This is a genomic window from Pseudomonas sp. BMW13 (assembly GCF_013357275.1).
Lineage (GTDB): Bacteria > Pseudomonadota > Gammaproteobacteria > Pseudomonadales > Pseudomonadaceae > Aquipseudomonas > Aquipseudomonas khazarica.
In genome coordinates, this window is sequence record NZ_SUKD01000023.1 from 23,073 (window position 1) to 40,338 (window position 17,266).

The 17,266-nt window shown below is 64.3% G+C and carries 14 protein-coding genes and 2 pseudogenes; 6 read left to right on the forward strand and 10 right to left on the reverse strand.

The window, feature by feature from the left end; genetic code table 11:
* Position 1: 1 nt before the first annotated feature.
* Positions 2-1,876, reverse strand: coding sequence for a di-heme-cytochrome C peroxidase (locus tag E4487_RS18200; RefSeq protein ID WP_150609684.1), 1,875 nt, complete (start codon positions 1,874-1,876; stop codon positions 2-4).
* 329 nt (positions 1,877-2,205) lie between these two features.
* Here E4487_RS18200 and E4487_RS18205 point away from each other — a divergent pair, with 329 nt between their 5' ends.
* Entirely contained in the window at positions 2,206-3,336 is a 1,131-nt protein-coding gene (locus E4487_RS18205; protein ID WP_257229455.1) for a sigma-54 dependent transcriptional regulator, read from the forward strand.
* Positions 3,337-3,404: 68 nt separating this feature from the next.
* Positions 3,405-3,872: a DUF3429 domain-containing protein gene (locus E4487_RS18210; protein WP_037047509.1), complete on the forward strand. Its 468-nt coding sequence runs from the start codon at positions 3,405-3,407 to the stop codon at positions 3,870-3,872.
* On the opposite strand, the gene E4487_RS18215 is transcribed toward E4487_RS18210, so the two are convergent.
* The 5 genes and pseudogenes from E4487_RS18215 to E4487_RS24945 all read right to left on the reverse strand — a co-directional run.
* Positions 3,840-4,391: an AAA family ATPase gene (locus E4487_RS18215; RefSeq protein ID WP_175254037.1), complete on the reverse strand. Its 552-nt coding sequence runs from the start codon at positions 4,389-4,391 to the stop codon at positions 3,840-3,842. The genes E4487_RS18210 and E4487_RS18215 overlap by 33 nt on opposite strands.
* Positions 4,388-4,957: a nicotinamide riboside transporter PnuC gene (pnuC, locus tag E4487_RS18220; protein ID WP_175254038.1), complete on the reverse strand. Its 570-nt coding sequence runs from the start codon at positions 4,955-4,957 to the stop codon at positions 4,388-4,390. Before pnuC ends, E4487_RS18215 begins: the two co-directional genes overlap by 4 nt.
* Before the next feature lie 52 nt (positions 4,958-5,009).
* Positions 5,010-5,624, reverse strand: coding sequence for a hypothetical protein (locus E4487_RS18225; protein ID WP_037047499.1), 615 nt, complete (start codon positions 5,622-5,624; stop codon positions 5,010-5,012).
* Between the two features lie 7 nt (positions 5,625-5,631).
* Positions 5,632-6,399, reverse strand: a pseudogene (locus tag E4487_RS24940) (methyl-accepting chemotaxis protein); the annotation flags it as partial.
* Between the two features lie 135 nt (positions 6,400-6,534).
* Positions 6,535-7,266, reverse strand: a pseudogene (locus E4487_RS24945) (cache domain-containing protein); the annotation flags it as partial.
* A gap of 251 nt (positions 7,267-7,517) precedes the next feature.
* Here E4487_RS24945 and E4487_RS18235 point away from each other — a divergent pair.
* Together E4487_RS18235 and E4487_RS18240 are read left to right on the forward strand one after the other, a co-directional pair.
* Positions 7,518-8,348, forward strand: coding sequence for an undecaprenyl-diphosphate phosphatase (locus E4487_RS18235; protein WP_134675829.1), 831 nt, complete (start codon positions 7,518-7,520; stop codon positions 8,346-8,348).
* Complete coding sequence (locus tag E4487_RS18240) at positions 8,345-9,052, forward strand: DUF1294 domain-containing protein (protein WP_175254039.1); 708 nt, start codon at positions 8,345-8,347, stop codon at positions 9,050-9,052. The genes E4487_RS18235 and E4487_RS18240 overlap by 4 nt, the downstream gene beginning before the upstream one ends.
* Here E4487_RS18240 and E4487_RS18245 read toward each other — a convergent pair.
* Together E4487_RS18245 and E4487_RS18250 are read right to left on the reverse strand one after the other, a co-directional pair.
* Positions 9,038-9,391 (reverse strand): MmcQ/YjbR family DNA-binding protein, encoded by a 354-nt coding sequence (locus E4487_RS18245; RefSeq protein WP_134675831.1) that lies wholly within the window; start codon positions 9,389-9,391, stop codon positions 9,038-9,040. The genes E4487_RS18240 and E4487_RS18245 overlap by 15 nt on opposite strands.
* A gap of 26 nt (positions 9,392-9,417) precedes the next feature.
* Entirely contained in the window at positions 9,418-10,233 is an 816-nt protein-coding gene (locus E4487_RS18250) for a helix-turn-helix domain-containing protein (protein ID WP_175254040.1), read from the reverse strand.
* A 113-nt stretch (positions 10,234-10,346) separates the two neighbouring features.
* On the opposite strand from E4487_RS18250, the gene E4487_RS18255 reads away from it, so the two are divergent.
* Entirely contained in the window at positions 10,347-10,697 is a 351-nt protein-coding gene (locus E4487_RS18255; RefSeq protein WP_175254041.1) for a DUF2834 domain-containing protein, read from the forward strand.
* A gap of 90 nt (positions 10,698-10,787) precedes the next feature.
* Positions 10,788-12,629 (forward strand): diguanylate cyclase, encoded by a 1,842-nt coding sequence (locus E4487_RS18260; RefSeq protein WP_175254042.1) that lies wholly within the window; start codon positions 10,788-10,790, stop codon positions 12,627-12,629.
* 71 nt (positions 12,630-12,700) lie between these two features.
* On the opposite strand, the gene E4487_RS18265 is transcribed toward E4487_RS18260, so the two are convergent.
* Together E4487_RS18265 and E4487_RS18270 are read right to left on the reverse strand one after the other, a co-directional pair.
* Positions 12,701-14,089 carry an efflux transporter outer membrane subunit gene (locus E4487_RS18265; RefSeq protein WP_175254043.1) on the reverse strand — a complete coding sequence of 463 codons (1,389 nt, stop codon included), beginning with the start codon at positions 14,087-14,089 and terminating at the stop codon, positions 12,701-12,703.
* Positions 14,086-17,265 (reverse strand): efflux RND transporter permease subunit, encoded by a 3,180-nt coding sequence (locus tag E4487_RS18270; RefSeq protein WP_037047484.1) that lies wholly within the window; start codon positions 17,263-17,265, stop codon positions 14,086-14,088. Before E4487_RS18270 ends, E4487_RS18265 begins: the two co-directional genes overlap by 4 nt.
* Position 17,266: the final 1 nt, after the last annotated feature.

A 17,266-nucleotide genomic window follows, 5' to 3' on the forward strand; every position in this document is an offset into this window, starting at 1 on the left:
ATCAGCCTTCGCAGCTCGGGCCTGGTGTCCAGGGGCGCACGGCGACATCGCTGAGCTGGTTTTCCAGCGCGCTGTTGCCGAGCACCTTGAGGTACTCGATCAGCGCGAGACGCTCGTCCGGCGACAGGGCGCGGCCGATCACACCTTCCTGGCGGCAGCCATCGCGGAACTCGTGGCCGCCATTGCCATTGCCGGTTACCCGGGTGTCGAGCAGGAAGCCGCCGCTGAAGGCCTCGCTGCGATACCCCACGCGTACCGGGTCGAATTCGAAGTTGCCGACCCAGAACTGGCTTTGCCGCTCGTAGACCGGCGAGAGCAACTCGAACAGGTTGGGCACCGAGCCATTGTGCAGGAACGGCGGGGTCGCCCAGATGCCGTCGAGTGGCCGGGCCTTGTAGCCGCGTTTTTCCTGCACGCCGATGGCTAGGCCATAGCCATCCATGTCGTAGCGCTGGCGCGGGCCGATACCAGCATCCTGGTAGGCGCGGTTCTCCACGTAGGCGGTGATGTAGGCCAGGCCCTTGGCGCTGGAGATGCTCTTGAAGTCGACGTCCTCCAGGCTGGCGCCGAACAGCTTGACGTCCAGGCGCGACAGCTCGGCCTTGGTCCAGCCCAGGCGGCTGATATCGAAGCGGTGATCGGCGATGTTGTCGGCGGTGGTCGGGTCGGTGCCGACGATGCTGGTCGGGACGATGCGCATCCGCCATTCGGGATCACGCGAGGGCGCCAGGCGCTGGTCGCGTGGCTTGGGATCGGGAGCATGGCAATAGGCACAGTTTTCCAGATACAGCGCCTTGCCACGGCTGGCCAGCGGCAGGTCCACCTTGCCGAATACTGCCTCCGGCCACTTCGGCGGCTGCAGCTGTTTCAGCGTTTCCTCCAGGGTGTGGAGGTCATGCACGCGCACGCTGGAGGCATAACGATCGGCCTCGGCAACGCCCTTGCCGTGCTCGTCGAGCAGGTCCAGGCTGGCGCCGACGCCAAGGGCCTCGCCGACATTGCGCGCCATGGGCTGCATGGCCGAGCCGTTCCATTGCACCCAGTCGAACTTCCAGATGTCCCAGAGTTGCGGGTAGCTCACCGGGGCGTTGGCGACGCGATAGTTGGCTTCATCCAGCACGTCGCCGAACACCGTATTGGCGATGCGGCCGAACGCGTCGGTGCGTCCAAAGCCTTCTTCGGTCGGATACAGGCCGCGATGCCAGTCGTTCATCGCCGTGGCCAGCAGGCGGTCGAGCACCTGCTTGAAATCCTCCCGCAGCTGATCCCGGCCCTGCGGATACTGCTCGCCCAGCACTTGCTGGGCGAAGCGGCGAAACTTCAGCGGGTTGTAGTAGGTGAAGGCCATGCTCATGCCCAGTGCCTGGCCGAAGCCGCCACCACGCAGCGTGGGTACGGTGGACGCCAGGGAGTGCAGGGCGGCGCCGCCATCGATGCGCACTGCCTGGCCCTTGTAGCGCAGCTCGCCGGTATGGCAGGCGGCGCAACTGATATCGAGGAAGCGCTCGCCGCTCTCGTCGTCCTGATGACGGGTGAAGCCGACGGGCAGGTTGCCGGGGTTGAGGTCGCTGGCCTGCTGGTTCGGATCGGTCAGGAAGCCGAAGCGGGCGAGGTAGTCGAGGCGGGCGAACTTCTCCTTGCCGAAGGGCATCTCCAGCGCGGTGAACCAGTCGTAGCGCAGACCCTTAACCGTAGTGCCCTGGGGGGTGTAGTAGTAGGTCTGGCGCTGCTCGTCGTTCCACTGCTGCAGATAGTGCAGCTCCTTCGGCGGATCGAAGCTCGGCAGGTTGGGGTTGGCCACGTAGTACAGCGCGACTGCCAGCCCGATCAGTGCCAGCAACACAATGAGCTTCAGGGTATGACGGAGCAGACGCATCTAGGACTTCCTTGTGGCGTTCTTATTGATCGGCTTGTTATGCCAATACTGCAGGCCATTGGCAAGTTGCCATCGTGGCAATTATGAAAACTCTGCAATAACCAGCGGGAACAACCCATATAGAGAAATGATCCATGGAGCGTCAAAGTTCTTGCTAGCGTTACAGTTGTGAGCGCCAAATCGTTGTTTTTTATGGGATTACAAAATAATGGCGCCAAGGATGGAGTATGTTGGAGGCTGTTTCCGGCACATCCCGGCAATTACTGGTGCTTGAGCCGATCGGTGCATGCGAAGCACTGCTTCCGCTGTTGCAGGATGCTGGTTGGTCGTTGCGCCGCTGCACAACGGAAACGCTCGTCACCGCGACTAGCCATGTGCTGCTGCTCGATCTGCATGAACAGCCGTTACCCAGCTTGCTTGCACACTTGCGGCGAACGGGGCTCTGCTGCGTCGCGCTCGCGGCCACCCAGCCGGCAGCTTCCAGCGAGCTGGATGAACTGGCCCATGAATGGCTGTTCGCGGTGCTGTCGTTGCCGGTGGACGTGCCAGGCTTGCTCGAGACCCTGCAGCAGGCCCAGGCAGGCGCTCGCTTGCTGCGCTCGAAAAGCAAGAAACCACGGCAGTTCCTGGGCAACAGCGGCCAGGCCCGTAGCCTGCGCAAGCAGCTGGATGAACAGGGCAGGAGAGACGGGCCGCTGCTGATTCGAGGTCCGCGTGGCAGTGGCAAGCACCTTCTGGCGCAACTGCTGCACGAGCGCACCGCCTCTGCGCAGCGGCGGATGTTGCAGGTCGATGTCACGCAGTTGCCTGGAGGGCTGTTCGATCAGGCCGGACACTCAGCGACTCTGGCTGCGGCAGCCAGCACGACGATTCTGCTCGAAGGCATCACGACCCTTTCGAGCGCTGACCAGCAGCACCTGCTGCACCACCTGCAGGGCCACCCCGGCCTGCGTTTACTGGTCATCAGTGGCGATGAGCTGGAAGCGGCGCTGCAGACGAAGCACTTTCGCGAGGACCTCTATCGGCTGCTGAGCGCCCGGCAACTGCATACGCCGGCCCTGAGCGAGCATCCCGGCGATCTGCTGATGCTCGCAGAGCACTTCGCCAGGCGTCACGGCGTGGCCATCGGTCGCCACCACCGGCGTTTCAGCGAGGAGGCGATCGAAGCCATGATGGCGCATGCCTGGCCGGGCAACGTGCGCGAACTGCGCAACCGCCTGCTGCGCGCCCTGGTCCTGTCACAAGGGCGCCAGATACTCGCCACGGACCTTGGCTTGGAGGCACCGCAGGCAACGGATGATGACCCGGTGACCCTGGAGGACTACATCCTGCGCGCCGAGCGTCAGGCGTTGAACGACGTGCTGGGGCGCTACACCCATAACATGAGCCAGGCAGCCCGTACGCTCGGGGTTTCCCGGCCAACTTTCTATCGCCTGCTGCACAAACATCGACTGCGCTGAAGGGGCGTTACTGTTTCGCCGGGGAAACACTGCTAAGGTGCATGGCAAACGTATCGCGGGAGATCTTCATGCATCCGTTCGACGCCGAAAAGCCGCCGCAGCTGGCCGTCCTGCTGGGCTATGCCGGGCTGCTGCCCTTCGTCAGCGGCGCCGCCGGGATCTGGGTGATTCCCCTGGGCTGGCGGCCTTACGTACTGGACGCGCTGCTGGATTTTGCTGCGGTGATCCTGGCCTTCATGGGCGCCATCCACTGGGGCCTGGCGATGCGCGCCGAGGAGACTGACGAGAACGCCAAGCTGCAACTGGGCCTGTCGGTGGTTCCGCCGCTGCTCGGCTGGGCGGCATTGGCCAGCGGCCTGCCCATCGCGCTGACGTTGCCGATCTTCCTGCTGTCGTTCATCGGCCTGTACCTGGCCGACATGCATGCGGTACGCGTTGGCCTCGCACCGCAGTGGTATCCCGCATTGCGCACCCCCCTGACCCTGGTGGTGTGCACCAGCCTGCTACTGGCCTGGGCCAGCGTGCTGATTCGCTGAGTCGAGCAGCGTCGCCACCTGGGTCATTGCGGCTTCGCGGCGTTCGGCCCAGTCGCCGGACAGGGCGACGTAGCGCTGCCCGCTGTCCTGCAGCCAGTCGTGGCAGGCGCGGTGGAATGCCTGACGCTCGGCCAGCAATGGCTGGCAGCGTTGCCCGTCTTCGATCCAGGGCACGCCTGCGGGGTCGAGCAGCAGGTGCAGGTCGTAGTGACGGGCCAGCAGCTCGGTTTCCAGCCAGCCCGGACAATCAGCGAACAGGCAGCGACTCCAGAGCAGGTTGCTCAGCAGGTGCGTGTCGAGAATCAGCAGTGCAGGTCGCGCGGCACGCGCAGCATCTTCCCAGGCCAGCTGGCCACGGGCGATATCGTCGATGTCGGCATAGCAGGTGTCGCGCTGATGCCGGTCGATGAAGTGACGCACGTACTCGCCCACCACCACGCCGCCGAAGCGCGCCTGAATTTCCGCCGCCAGCCAGCTCTTGCCGCTGGACTCCGGCCCGGTCAGTACCAGGACCTTCATGGCGCGTAGCGCAGCGCGGGGTCACGCCGCCAGCTCAGCCAGCCGCTGATGGCCAGCGCGGTGAAGGCAGCATAGAGCCCGGCAGTGAGGTACAGCTGGCTATGGACGAAGAACGCCACGTAGCAGAGGTCGACGACCACCCAGAGGGCCCAGCACTGCAGGCGTTTCTGGGCCATCCACAGCTGGGCGACCAGGCTGAATGATGTCAGCGCGGCGTCGAGCCAGGGGGCGCTGGCATCCGTGTGATTGGCCATGAGATAGCCAAGCAGCCAGGCTCCGAGCGCCCCCATCGACAGGCCCGCCGCCAGGCTGGCGAGGTTCAGTCGACTGACCTTGCGCCCGTCGTGCTGCTCTCCGCCACGTGTCCACTGCCACCAGCCGTAGAGCTGCGAGCCCGCGAACAGCAGCTGCAGAAGCAGGTTGGAATACAGCCGCCAGTCATAGAACAGCCACGCGTACAGCAGCACCATCAGCAGGCCGATGGGCCAGCACCAGGGGTTCTGCCTGACCGTCAGCCATACCGCGACGATGCCGAGTCCGGCAGCAATGAGTTCAAGCCAGGACATCCGGCATCCTCGGAGCGATGAAAGGGCAGCGATTGTACTGGTCTGGCCGGCCTCAGCACACCAGGCTGTCGGCCTGCCGATAGAGCGTCAGCAGTTTGCGGGTGATGGTCTGCTGGATGTCGTCGCGCTCGAAGCTCGACAGGCGCTCCAGACGCGCCAGCTGCAGACGGTGCAGGTGGATGTAGGGCATCTGCTGGTCGAACTCGCGCAAGTCGCCCTTCATCAGTACCGGCAGGAACAGGTCGCCCACCTTCTTCTGGTTGCTGATGATCTGTGCCAGCGCCGGTTTGAAGGCCATGGTCTTGGGTGTCGGGCCGCCGTCGACGATCTGCGTGCTGAGCAGCAGCCCCGGCTTGCCGAGGACCTTGCCGGGCAGCACGCAGAGCCCGGTCTTGCGGATGGCGTGACTGTCGATGCCGTGCAGGGTGTCGTGAAAGGCGTAGGGGTTGGGCAGCACCACCATCTTGCGCCCGAGGTCGGTGGGGAAGTGCAGGCTGTAGTTGGTATACAGCTGCCCCACCGATTCGGAGTACACGCACAGGCGATTCTCGAACAGCTTGATGAAGCGCTCGGCCAGCTCGCGCCGGGCCATGCTGTCCAGGTCCCAGATCAGGTCCTGGTTCTGTGGCCGACTGAAGTCGACCTCCTGATGTTGCATGTTGCTCATGAACGTCTCATACGCGGAACTGCCCCAGCAGGCGATTGAGCTGGTCAGCCAGTTGTTTCAGGTGCTGGCTGGCAGCACTCGACTGTTCGGCGGCCTCGGCCGTGTTGTGGGCCAGTGCCGCCGTCTGGGTGACGTTCTGGTTGATGTCTTCAACCACATGCGATTGTTGCAAGGTGGCGCTGGCGATGGAAGCGTTGAGTCCGGCCAGATTGCGCAGCGACTGCGCAATCTGGGCAAGGCTTTCACCGGCCTGGCTGGCCTGTTCCACGGTCAGCTGAGAGGCACGGCTGCTGTCGTTGATCACCTTGACGGCGGCTTCCGAGTTGCCTTGCAGGCGCTCGATCATGCCCTGGATCTCGGCGGTGGACTGCTGGGTGCGCTGCGCGAGCAGACGGACTTCGTCCGCGACCACGGCGAAGCCACGTCCCTGTTCGCCGGCACGGGCCGCTTCGATGGCGGCATTGAGGGCGAGCAGGTTGGTCTGCTCGGCAATCGAGCGGATCACTTCCAGGACGCTGCCGATCTGCGTGCTTTCGCTGGCCAGCGACTGGATCACCTCGACGGCCTTGTCGATGGTGCCGGACAGCTGGTCGATCTGGCGCAGGCTGGCGTCGATGTTCTGCTGGCCCTGGCCGGCCTGGTCCTCGGCGTTCTGCATCTCGCTGGAGGCGTGCTCGGCGTTCTTCGCCACGTCCTGCACGCCGTAGGTCACCTGGTTCACGGCGGTTGCCACCAGTTCCATCTGCTGCGCCTGCTGCTGGCTGTGGCGCTGCGCCTCGCTGGAAATGTCGCCAAGCGAGGCGGCGGCCCGATCCAGCGAGCCGGCCGAGTCGAGCATCTGCCGGATAACCTGGCGCAGCTTCTCGGTGAAGGCGTTGAAATAGGTGGCCAGCGCGGTCAGTTCGTCGCGTCCGTGGCTGTCGAGGTTACGCGTCAGGTCGCCTTCGCCACTGGCAATGCTGGCCATCGCATCCACGGCGGCCTGCAGTGGCTGGACGATGCTGCGGGTGATGAGCACTACCAGCACGACCAGCAGCACGGCAATCAGCAGGCCGATGCTCATCGCGCTCAGCGCCTGGGTCCTGAACTCGGCCTGCACGTCGTCGACGTAGACGCCGGAGCCAATGATCCAGCCCCAGGGTTCGAACAGCTCGACGTAGGAAATCTTCGGCACCGGGTCGCTGGCACCCGGCTTGGGCCAGCGGTAGTCGACCTGGCCGGCCCCCTTGCTGCGGCTGATGGCGACCATTTCGTTGAACAGTTCCTTGCCATCCGGGTCCTTGAACGCGGAGAGGTTCTGGCCTTCGAGCTTGGGGTTGGTCGGGTGCATGATCATGACCGGGGTCTGGTCATTGATCCAGAAGTACTCCTGGCCGTCGTAGCGCAGGCCGCGCACGACTTCCATGGCCTGCTTCTGCGCCTCCTCGCGACTCAGGGTTCCGGCGCTCTCCAGGCCATGGAAGTACTTGAGGATGCCGGCGGCACTCTGGACCACGTGCTGGGTCTTTTCCGACTTGCCGAGATACAGATCGGTATGGATCTGCCGCAGCATGTAGGCGCCCTGCAGGATCAGCGTCAGGATGGCCAGCACCAGGATCAGCCATAGACGCCGGCTGATGGGAAGACTACGTAAGCTGTTCATGGACGTATTCCTGATTGTTGTAATTGTCGGGATCAGGGCCACCTCGATGGAGGGCAAGGCAATACTGTCACATCAAGGCATTATTCACTCTAGTTGTCTGATAGCATTTCGGCCGCCCGGCGCCAAACCTGAGTGCTGGCCGGGCCAAGCCGCGTCAGGGAACTTCCGCGATCGATTTGTGTCCCAGGGCCGGGGCCGTGCTCCACGTTTAGTCTTGCGCATAAGGCACCTGCCGCGTTTTGGGAGATTCAATGGATATCTGGATGGCTTTTCAGGCCCTGATGCTGGGCGTTGTCGAAGGGCTGACCGAGTTTTTGCCTATCTCCAGCACGGGGCACCTGATCGTGGTCGGTGACCTGCTGGGTTTCAACGGCGAAAAGGCCACCGCCTTCAAGATCATCATCCAGCTGGGCGCGATTCTGGCGGTGATGTGGGAGTTCCGTGCGAAGGTCGTCGGTGTCCTCGTCGGCTTGCCCAGCGATCCGAAAGCCAGGCGTTTCAGCTTCAACCTGTTTCTCGCGTTCATTCCGGCGGTGATCTTCGGGCTGGCCTTCGCGGACCTGATCGAACACTGGCTGTTCAACCCCATCACAGTGGCCACGGCGCTCATCCTGGGTGGCATCGTCATGCTCTGGGCGGAGCGCCGAGAGCACCCGATCCAGGCGGAGTCGGTGGACGACATGACCTGGCAGCTCGCGCTCAAGGTCGGATTCGCGCAGTGCCTGGCGCTGATCCCGGGGACGTCCCGTTCCGGGGCCACGATCATCGGTGGCCTGGTCTGCGGCCTGTCGCGCAAGGCCGCGACCGAGTTTTCCTTCTTCCTGGCCATGCCGACCATGGTGGCGGCCACGGTCTACTCCCTGGTCAAGTACCGCGACATCCTGCAGACGAGTGATCTGCCGATCTTCGCCATTGGCTTCGTCAGTACCTTCATCGTCGCCATGATCACCGTGCGTGCGCTGCTCAGGTTCATCACCAACCACAGCTATGCGGTGTTCGCCTGGTACCGGATCGCCTTTGGCCTGCTCATTCTCGCGACCTGGCAACTGCATCTGATCGACTGGAGCACGGCGCAACCGTGAGTGGCACCGAACGCAGGGGGCGCCTGAGAAGCTGGAACGACGACAAGGGCTTCGGTTTCATCCAGCCCGAGAGCGGCGGGGCGGACGTCTTCGCCCATATATCGGCGATGCGCGGTGACCGTCGCCCGCAAAGCGGTGACCGGGTGCTGTATGTCGAGGGGCGAGACGAGCGCGGGCGTCTGCGCGCCGAGCATCTGCGCCTGGCTGGGGAAATGAGTCTCGATCGGCAGGCGATCCGGCGCAAACCGCAGAACCCCGATGCGAAAGGATCAGCGCCGCGTACGGCGCGCAAAAGCACGGGGCAGGGCTCCATCCGCCATCTTCCCGCCAAGGCCACGGTTTTCCTTCTACTCTGTGCCTTGCCCCTGATCGCCGCGCTGAAACTCTTCGACCAGGGCCTGTGGTGGCTGTTGCCGCTCTACCTGTCAGCCAGCCTGCTGAGCGTCCTGCAGTATTGGCTGGACAAGCGCAGCGCACAGGACGGCAGCCGGCGCATCGCCGAGAAGACCCTGCATCTGGTCGAGCTGCTGGGCGGCTGGCCTGGGGCGCTGATCGCCCAGCAACTGCTGCGCCACAAGACGCGCAAAGTCTCCTACCAGATAGTGTTCTGGATGATCGTCGCTGCGCATCAGGTGCTCTGGCTCGACCTGCTCTGGCTCGACGGCACTCATATTGCCCGCTACGTCCCGTTACTCGTCCAGTAACAGACCGGGTTGCAGCCGCTTGGGTAGGCGGCGCACCACCAGCTGATGCGAGCGCGTGAGCAGCTGGGTCAGTTCCTGACCGGCAAGCGGCAACTGCCTGGCGCTCATGCTGATCCAGTGAGCACGGGCCAGGTACGGGGCAGGGCGGATGCCCGGCCGGTCGACGTAACCGAGGAACAGGTCGCTGTCGACCTTGAACGCCAGGTCTTCGCCGAGAAAGTCGAGAATGGCGAACATCTTGTTGCCGGCGACGGAGAACACCCGGTTGCTGCCCCACTTGAAGTCCTCGCGGGCACCGGGCAGGTTCAGGCAGAAAGTGGCGATCTGTTCGGGTGTCATAGGGTCTTCCGTGAATGCGGGACGGTTTACGAGCAAGGCTTCAAGGAGCGCTCATGGGCCTGAGTCATGATTCGCCAGGTCTGTGCATCGGCAGGAATCAGGTGCTCGATGCGCAGCGCCGCGACGGTGATATCGAGCGGCATGCCGAACGTGGTGAAGGTGGACAGGAAGCTCAGCTCTCCCTCCGCTGAGGCGATGCGTGTCATCACCAGAGGCGCAGACTCATCCGCCATCGGCGGCGGACAGGCTGGCGCTGGCAGCTCGGCCAGCAGGCGTGCCAGATCCGGGTTGGCCAGTGCCTCGCGGGACGCACGCTGCCAGGCTACGGTGCGAATTTCCTCGGCGTTGAGCAACTGGTCGCCCAGCCCGCCGGTTTGCAGCAGCGTGACCAGCAGATTCAGACCCTCGAGGGCATTCACCGGCAATTCCAGCAGCCCGAACAGTGCCGCCGTACTGGCGTTGGCCGCCAGTACCTGCCATTGACTGTCCAGGGCGATGGCAGGCGCCGGGTTGTTGGCATGCAGTACGTGACCGATCGCATCACGAACAACTGCCAGTGACGGCGATGCGAGTGGAGCGCAGCCATAGCGGGGCGCATAGCCAGCCGCGAGGAAGACACTGTTACAGTGTTCCAGCGGTGCCTCCAGCGCCATCAGCAGTGCGTGCAAGGTCGATGGGCTCGGTCTGGCGCGTCCGGTTTCGATGTAACTCAGGTGCCGCTGGGAGATACCGGTGATCAGCGCCAGGTCGAGTTGACTCAGGCTGGCCTGACGGCGCAACTGGCGCAGCTGTGCTCCAGCCGCGGAAGCAGAGGGCGATGTAAGTGGCTGTGGGGCATTCATGGCGAGACTCTGGCACCGCCTGTCATGCCTTGTCTATGACCTGACAGGTCATTGAGTGAAGTGCGAACAGGTCGCTAGGTTGTTCCTGGTCAGTCATCGATCAGGAACCGCGCATGAACAGACCTCACCTGGCTCTGGCAGCCTTGCTGTTGTTTTCCTCTTACACCGCCTGGACGATGGCTATCGCCGACCAGTCCTTGCTCGCTTTCGGCCTGGAGCTTCTATCTCGCCCTGACACGGCTCAAGTGGTCATCGATCTCTATTTGCTGGGGGCGATGGCCGGTACCTGGATCTACCGGGATGCACGGGCGAGAGGGTATTCGTGGGTATCGATGCTGCCGTATCTGGCGCTGACGATGGTGTTTCTCTCCATCGGTCCACTGCTGTACATCGTGACGGTCGGGTATCGGGGGCAACGGAGAAAAGTGCTGAAGGCACGCGCGTCCGATAGCGCTACGTTGTGATGGATGCAGGGCGGCCGACTTGTCTTGTAGACTCCAGAACCCTTCGGCTCATCCGTGAGCGGGTATGCGCGTCCCGGTCGATACCGCCCCATGAACATTCATCACCACGCTCGGCTGTTTTCCTGGCTGCTCTTGAGCCTGCTGCTGCATGCGCTGCCAACCTGGGCCGGGGCGCGTGTCGTGGATGCCGTCGAGATGGCGCAGGAGCCGCTGTCGCTCACGGCGCAGGTTGGCGTGCTGCAAGACCCTTCGCGGGCCTTGACGGTGCAGGCGGTCAGCACCGCCGAAATGGCGCGGCAGTTCCAGCACGGCCTGGCCAGTGGTGCATCCTTCGCGCTGGGTTTTACTCGCTCGGCCTACTGGTTTCGTCTCGACATCGGCAACAGCGGCGATGAGCCCGTGCAGCGACTGCTGGTGGTCAGCAATCCGCGCATTTCCCTGGTGGATGCCTATGTGCCGGACGGGCAGGGTGGCTATGCCGTCTGGCGCACCGGAGCCGATCGTCCGCAGACCAGCAAGGCCTATGACAACCGCAACTTCGTCTTCCCGCTGCAACTGGCGGCGCATTCGCAGCAGGCGGTCTATCTGCGGGTCGAATCGAGCATCGGCTTGCTGGTGCCGTTGCAGCTCTGGTCGGTCGAGGCACTCCACGCTCACGAGCGCAACGACTACATGGCGCGCAGCGGCTACGTGGGCATCGCGCTGGCGATGATCCTGTTCAACCTCATGCTGTTCATCGCGTTGCGGGAGCGGATCTACCTGCTCTACGTCTGCTTCGTGCTCGGTGCGGTGGGCTGCGTGACCATCAAGAACGGCATGGCGCCGGACTGGCTGCTGTTCGGCCTGCCGCTCAACTCCAACGTCGCCTATTACGCCAGTGCGTCTCTGGCCCTGAGTGCGCTGATGCTGTTCATGCGGCGCATGTTGCAGACCGAGGTGACGCTGCCCTGGGGCGACCGCCTGTTGCGTGGCATGATCCTGTTCTTTCTGGCCAGTCCTGTTGTGTTCGCCCTGGCGCTGCCCCAGGTGTCGCGCTATGCCATCCTGCTGTTCCTGCTCGCCGCCGTGGTGATGATCGGCGTGGGCGTGGCCTGTGCGTTGCAGCGTCAGCGCAGCGCCTATTTCTTTCTGGCCGCCTTCGGCCTGCTGATTCTCGGTGGTGCGAGTACGACCCTGCGTGCCCTTGGCGTGTTGCCGACCAATGTGTTCACCGAGGATGGCCTGCAGCTCGGTTCATCGCTGGAGATGTTGCTGCTGGCATTCGCCCTGGCCGATCGCATCAACGTGATGCGCCAGGAGAAGCTCCAGGCCCAGGCGCAGCTGTTGCAGGCGCAGGACCAGCTGGTGGAGAGCCTGCAGCGCTCCGAGCGCGAGCTGGAGCGACGTGTCGCCCAGCGTACCGAGGAGCTGCAGGTACTCAATCAGCGCCTGGAAACCCTGAGCATGACCGATGCCCTGACCGGCATCGCCAACCGCCGCCAGTTCGACGAGCTGTTGGCGCTGGAGTGCAAGCGTGCCGCGCGCCATGCAGCGCCTCTGGGCCTGGCGATCATGGACGTGGACTGGTTCAAGCCCTACAACGACCGCTACGGCCACCCGGCAGGCGATGCCTGCCTGCGGCAGATCGCCCAGGCGCTCGCCACGGCCCTGGGCAGGCCCACCGATGTCATCGCCCGCTACGGTGGCGAGGAATTCGTCCTGCTTGCACCGATGAGCGATCTGGATGGCACCTGCGCGATTGCGCAGCGCCTGCTCGAAGCCGTCAGGTCATTGCAGCTGGCGCATGCCGACTCACCCTTCGGCGAGGTCACGCTCAGCATCGGGGTCGCCGCGTTGCTCGCAGGCGAGCAGCAGGCGCAGGCGCTCATGCAGCGCGCGGATGCGGCGCTCTACCGGGCCAAGCAGTCAGGGCGCAACCGCGTCGAGGGATAAAAAAAGCCCCAGGGCATCATCCCTGGGACTGAGGAGGATCGGCAGGGCAGCCGATCCGGGGGAGAGCGGGTTCAGGCCTGAGGTTGCCAGCCGCCACCGAGCGCCTTGTAGATCGCGACGATGCCGCTGTACAGCTCGACCTCGGCCGAAGCCTGGGCGTCTTCGGCAGCCAGGCGTTCACGCTCGGCATCCAGCAACACCAGAAAGTCCACCGTACCTTCGCGGTAACGGATCGCCGCCTGCTCGGCGGCTGCACGGCTGGCTTCCGCCTGACGCACCAGCGAGATCAGGCGCTGCTGACGCTTGGCGTAGTCACTGAAGGCGTTCTCCGATTCTTCCAGCGCCAGCAGCACCTGTTGCTCGTACTGCGACAGCGCGCCGTCCGCTTCGGCCTCGGCGCCGCGCAGGCGGGCACGCACGCTGCCAAGGTCGAACGCCGCCCAGGTGATGCTGGGCGCCACGCCCCAGGCGCGTGCTGCAGATGCACCGAGTTGCGAGCCACGGCCAGCGGTGAAACCGAGGAAGCCTGACAGGCTGACCCGTGGGAACAGGTCCGCAGTGGCCACGCCGACCTCGGCGGTAGCCGCTGCCAACTGGCGCTCGGCCGCACGGATGTCCGGGCGGCGACGCAGCAGATCGGCCGGGTTGCCAATCGGCAGGGCCTTGGCGATCACCGGCAAGGGTTTCGCCGTCAGGTCGATCTCCAACTGCTCCGGCCGCTGGCCGAGCAGGGTGGCGATACGGTTCTGCGCACGCACCTGTTGGGCCTGTAACTGCGGCAGGCTGGCCTCGGTCGCGGCCAGTCGTGCATCGGCGCGCAGCACGTCCAGTTCGTTGCCGACGCCGGCGTCGCGCAGCTGCTCGGTGATGGCACGCGAGTCCTGCTGGTTCTTCAGGTTCTTGCGGGCGATGCTCTCGCGCAGTTGCGCGCCGCGCAGCGTGCCGTAGGCATCGACCAGTTCGGCGATCAGGCTGACCTGCAGCTGGTAGTAGTCGGCCTCGGCCAGCTCGATGCGCGCTTCACTGGCTTCCAGCTGACGCTGAATGCGTCCGAACAGGTCCACTTCCCAGGCCATGTCCAGGCCCAGGTCGTAGCGTTCCTGACGGATACGGTCTTCACTGGTCGGTGGCTGCTGCGCCTTGCCGAACTCACCGCTGGCGCGGCTGGTGACCGTCGGGAAACGGTCATTGGCCACATCGTCGCGGATCGCCCTGGCTGCACGCAGGCGGCTGAAGGCCACGCGCAGCTCGCGGTTGTCCTGCAGCGAACGCTGCACCAGCTGATTCAGCGTCGGGTCATCGAATTGCTGCCACCAGGTCGCTTCGAAGCGCGAACGGTCGTAGTCGGCGCTCTCCAGCGTGTCGATGCGCGCCGGGTCGGTAGCGGGTGCCCGGTAGTCCGGGCCTACGGCACAGGCCGACAGCACCAGGGTCAGGAGGGCGGGGGCAAAGGCTTTCATGCATGCGACTCCTGCAGGCGAACGGCTTTCTTGGCTTCGCGCTTTTCCACGAACCCACGGATCAGGACATAGAACACCGGAGTAAGCAGCAGACCGAAGAAGGTCACGCCGATCATGCCGGAGAACACGGCCACACCCATGGCATGGCGCATCTCGGCACCGGCACCGCTCGACAGCACCAGCGGTACCACACCCATGATGAAGGCGATGGAGGTCATCAGGATCGGGCGCAGACGCAAGCGGCAGGCTTCCAGCACGGCGGCGATGCGATCGAGGCCTTCTTCCTGTTTCTCCTTGGCGAACTCGACGATCAGAATCGCGTTCTTGCACGCCAGGCCCACCAGTACGATCAAGCCGATCTGGGTGAAGATGTTGTTGTCGATGCCCGCGATGATCACCCCGGTGATGGCGGCGAACAGCACGGTCGGCACGATCAGGATGACCGCCAGCGGCAGGCTCCAGCTTTCGTACTGGGCAGCCAGCACGAGGAAGGCCAGCAGCACGCAGAGCGGGAAGATGAAGATCGCCGTGTTGCCCGCGAGGATCTGCTGATAGGTCAGGTCCGTCCATTCGAAGGTCATGCCGATGGGCAGTTCTTCGTTGAGCAGCTTGGCGATCGCCGCTTCGGCCTGGCCCGAGCTGTAGCCTGGCGCCGCGGCACCGTTGATCTCAGCGGTGAGGAAACCGTTGTAGTGCATCACGCGGTCGGGACCGGCACTGTCGTCGACCTTGACGAAGGTCGACAGCGGCACCATTTCCCCACGGTTGTTGCGCACCTTGAGCTGGCCGATCTGCTCCGGCTCCAGGCGGAACTGCTGGTCGGCCTGGACGTTGACCTGGTAGGTCCGACCGAAGCGGTTGAAGTCGTTGGCATACAGCGAGCCCAGGTACACCTGCAGGGTGTCGAAGATATCGCTGATGGCGACGCCGTGGGTCTTGGCCTTCTCGCGGTCGATGGCAGCATCCACCTGCGGCACGTTGACCTGGTAGCTGGTGAACACCGACATGGGGTTCAGCTCGGGCAACTGGCGCGCCTTGTTGAGGATGTTCTGGGTCTGCAGGTACAGCTCTTCGTAGCCCAGGTTGCCGCGATCCTGGATCTGCAGGCGGAAGCCACCGATGGTGCCGAGCCCCTGTACCGGCGGCGGCGGGAAGATCGCGATGTAGGCGTCCTGGATGTCGGCGAACTGGGCGTTGAGTTCGGCCGCGATGGCGTTTGCGCTCATCGACGGGTCCTTGCGCTCGTCGAATGGCTTGAGCGGGGTGAACACGATGCCGCTGTTCGGGCTGTTGGTGAAGCCGTTGATCGACAGCCCCGGGAACGCCACGGTGTTCTCGATGCCCGGATGCTTGGCCGCGATCTCGGACATGCGCTTGATCACCGCCTCGGTACGGTCCAGCGTGGCCGCGTCAGGCAGTTGGGCGAACGCCACCAGGTACTGCTTGTCCTGCTGCGGCACGAAGCCGGTCGGGGTGCTGGAGAAACCCATGTAGCCGAGCACCAGCAGGCCGCCATAGACCAGCAGGGCAATGCTGCTGCCACGCAGTACGCGCCGCACGGTGCCGACATAACGGTTGCTGGCGCGGTCGAACAGGCGGTTGAACGGGCCGAACAGCCAGCCACCGAAGAGCTTGTCGAGGATGCGCGAGAAACGGTCTTTCGGTGCGTGGTGATCCTTCAGCAGAATGGCGGCGAGGGCCGGCGACAGCGTCAGCGAGTTGACCGCCGAGATCACGGTGGAAATGGCGATGGTCAGCGCGAACTGCTGGTAGAACTGCCCGGTGAGACCGGAGATGAACGCGGTCGGAATGAACACCGCGCAGAGCACCAGGGCCGTGGCGACGATCGGGCCGGTCACTTCCTTCATCGCCTGGCGCGTGGCCTCGACGGGCGACTTGCCCAGGGCGATGTTGCGCTCGACGTTCTCCACCACGACGATGGCGTCGTCCACCACGATGCCGATGGCCAGCACCAGGCCGAACAGCGACAGGGCGTTGAGCGAGAAACCGAACAGGTGCATCACCGCGAAGGTGCCGATCAGCGAGACCGGCACGGCGGCCAGCGGGATGATCGAGGCGCGCCAGGTCTGCAGGAACAGGATGACCACCAGCACCACCAGCACGATGGCCTCGAGCAGGGTGTGCACCACCGCTTCGATGGAGCCACGGACGAAGATGGTCGGGTCATAGACGATCTCGTAGTCCATGCCCTGCGGGAAGCTCTGCTTCAGCTCGGCCATGCGCTCACGCACCGCATCGGAGATGGCGATGGCGTTGGAACCCGGACGCTGGAACACCGGGATGGCCACGGCCGGCTGGTTGTTCAGCAGCGAGCGCAGGGCGTACTGGTTGGAGCCGAGTTCGACGCGGGCGATATCACGCAGACGGGTGATCTCACCGTTCTCTCCGACACGGATGATGATGTCTTCGAACTCTTCCTCGGTGACCAGGCGGCCTTGCGTGTTGATCGACAGCTGGAAGCTGTTGCCGGCGTCCGATGGCGGCGCGCCCAGCGCACCGGCAGCGACCTGACGGTTCTGCTCACGGATCGCGGTGACCACGTCGGTGGCGGTCAGGCCGCGCGAGGCAACCTTGTTCGGGTCAAGCCAGACACGCAGCGAGTAGTTGCCCATGCCGAACAGCTGCACGTCACCCACACCGTCCAGGCGTGCCAGCTCGTCCTTGACGTTGAGCGCGGCGTAGTTGGATAGGTAGAGCATGTCGTAGCGCTGATCCGGCGAGGTCAGGTGCACCACCATGGTCAGGTCAGGCGAGGCCTTGTCCACGGTCACGCCGAGACGCTGTACCTCGGTGGGCAGCGTCGGCATGGTGCGGGTGACCCGGTTCTGCACCTGCACCTGGGCGTTGTCCAGGTCGGTACCCAGGGCGAAGGTGACGGTGAGGGTCAGCTTGCCGTCGTTGGTCGATTGCGACGACATGTAGAGCATGCCCTCGACACCGACGATGGCCTGCTCCAGTGGCGAGGCCACGGTTTCGCCGATCACCTTGGGGTTGGCACCGGGGAAGTTGGCGCGAACCACGACGGTGGGCGGCACCACTTCCGGGTATTCGCTGATCGGTAGCTGGAACAGCGAGATGGCACCGCCGATCAGGATCAGCAGTGACAGCACAGCGGCGAAGATCGGCCGCTGAATGAAGAATTGCGAGAAATTCATG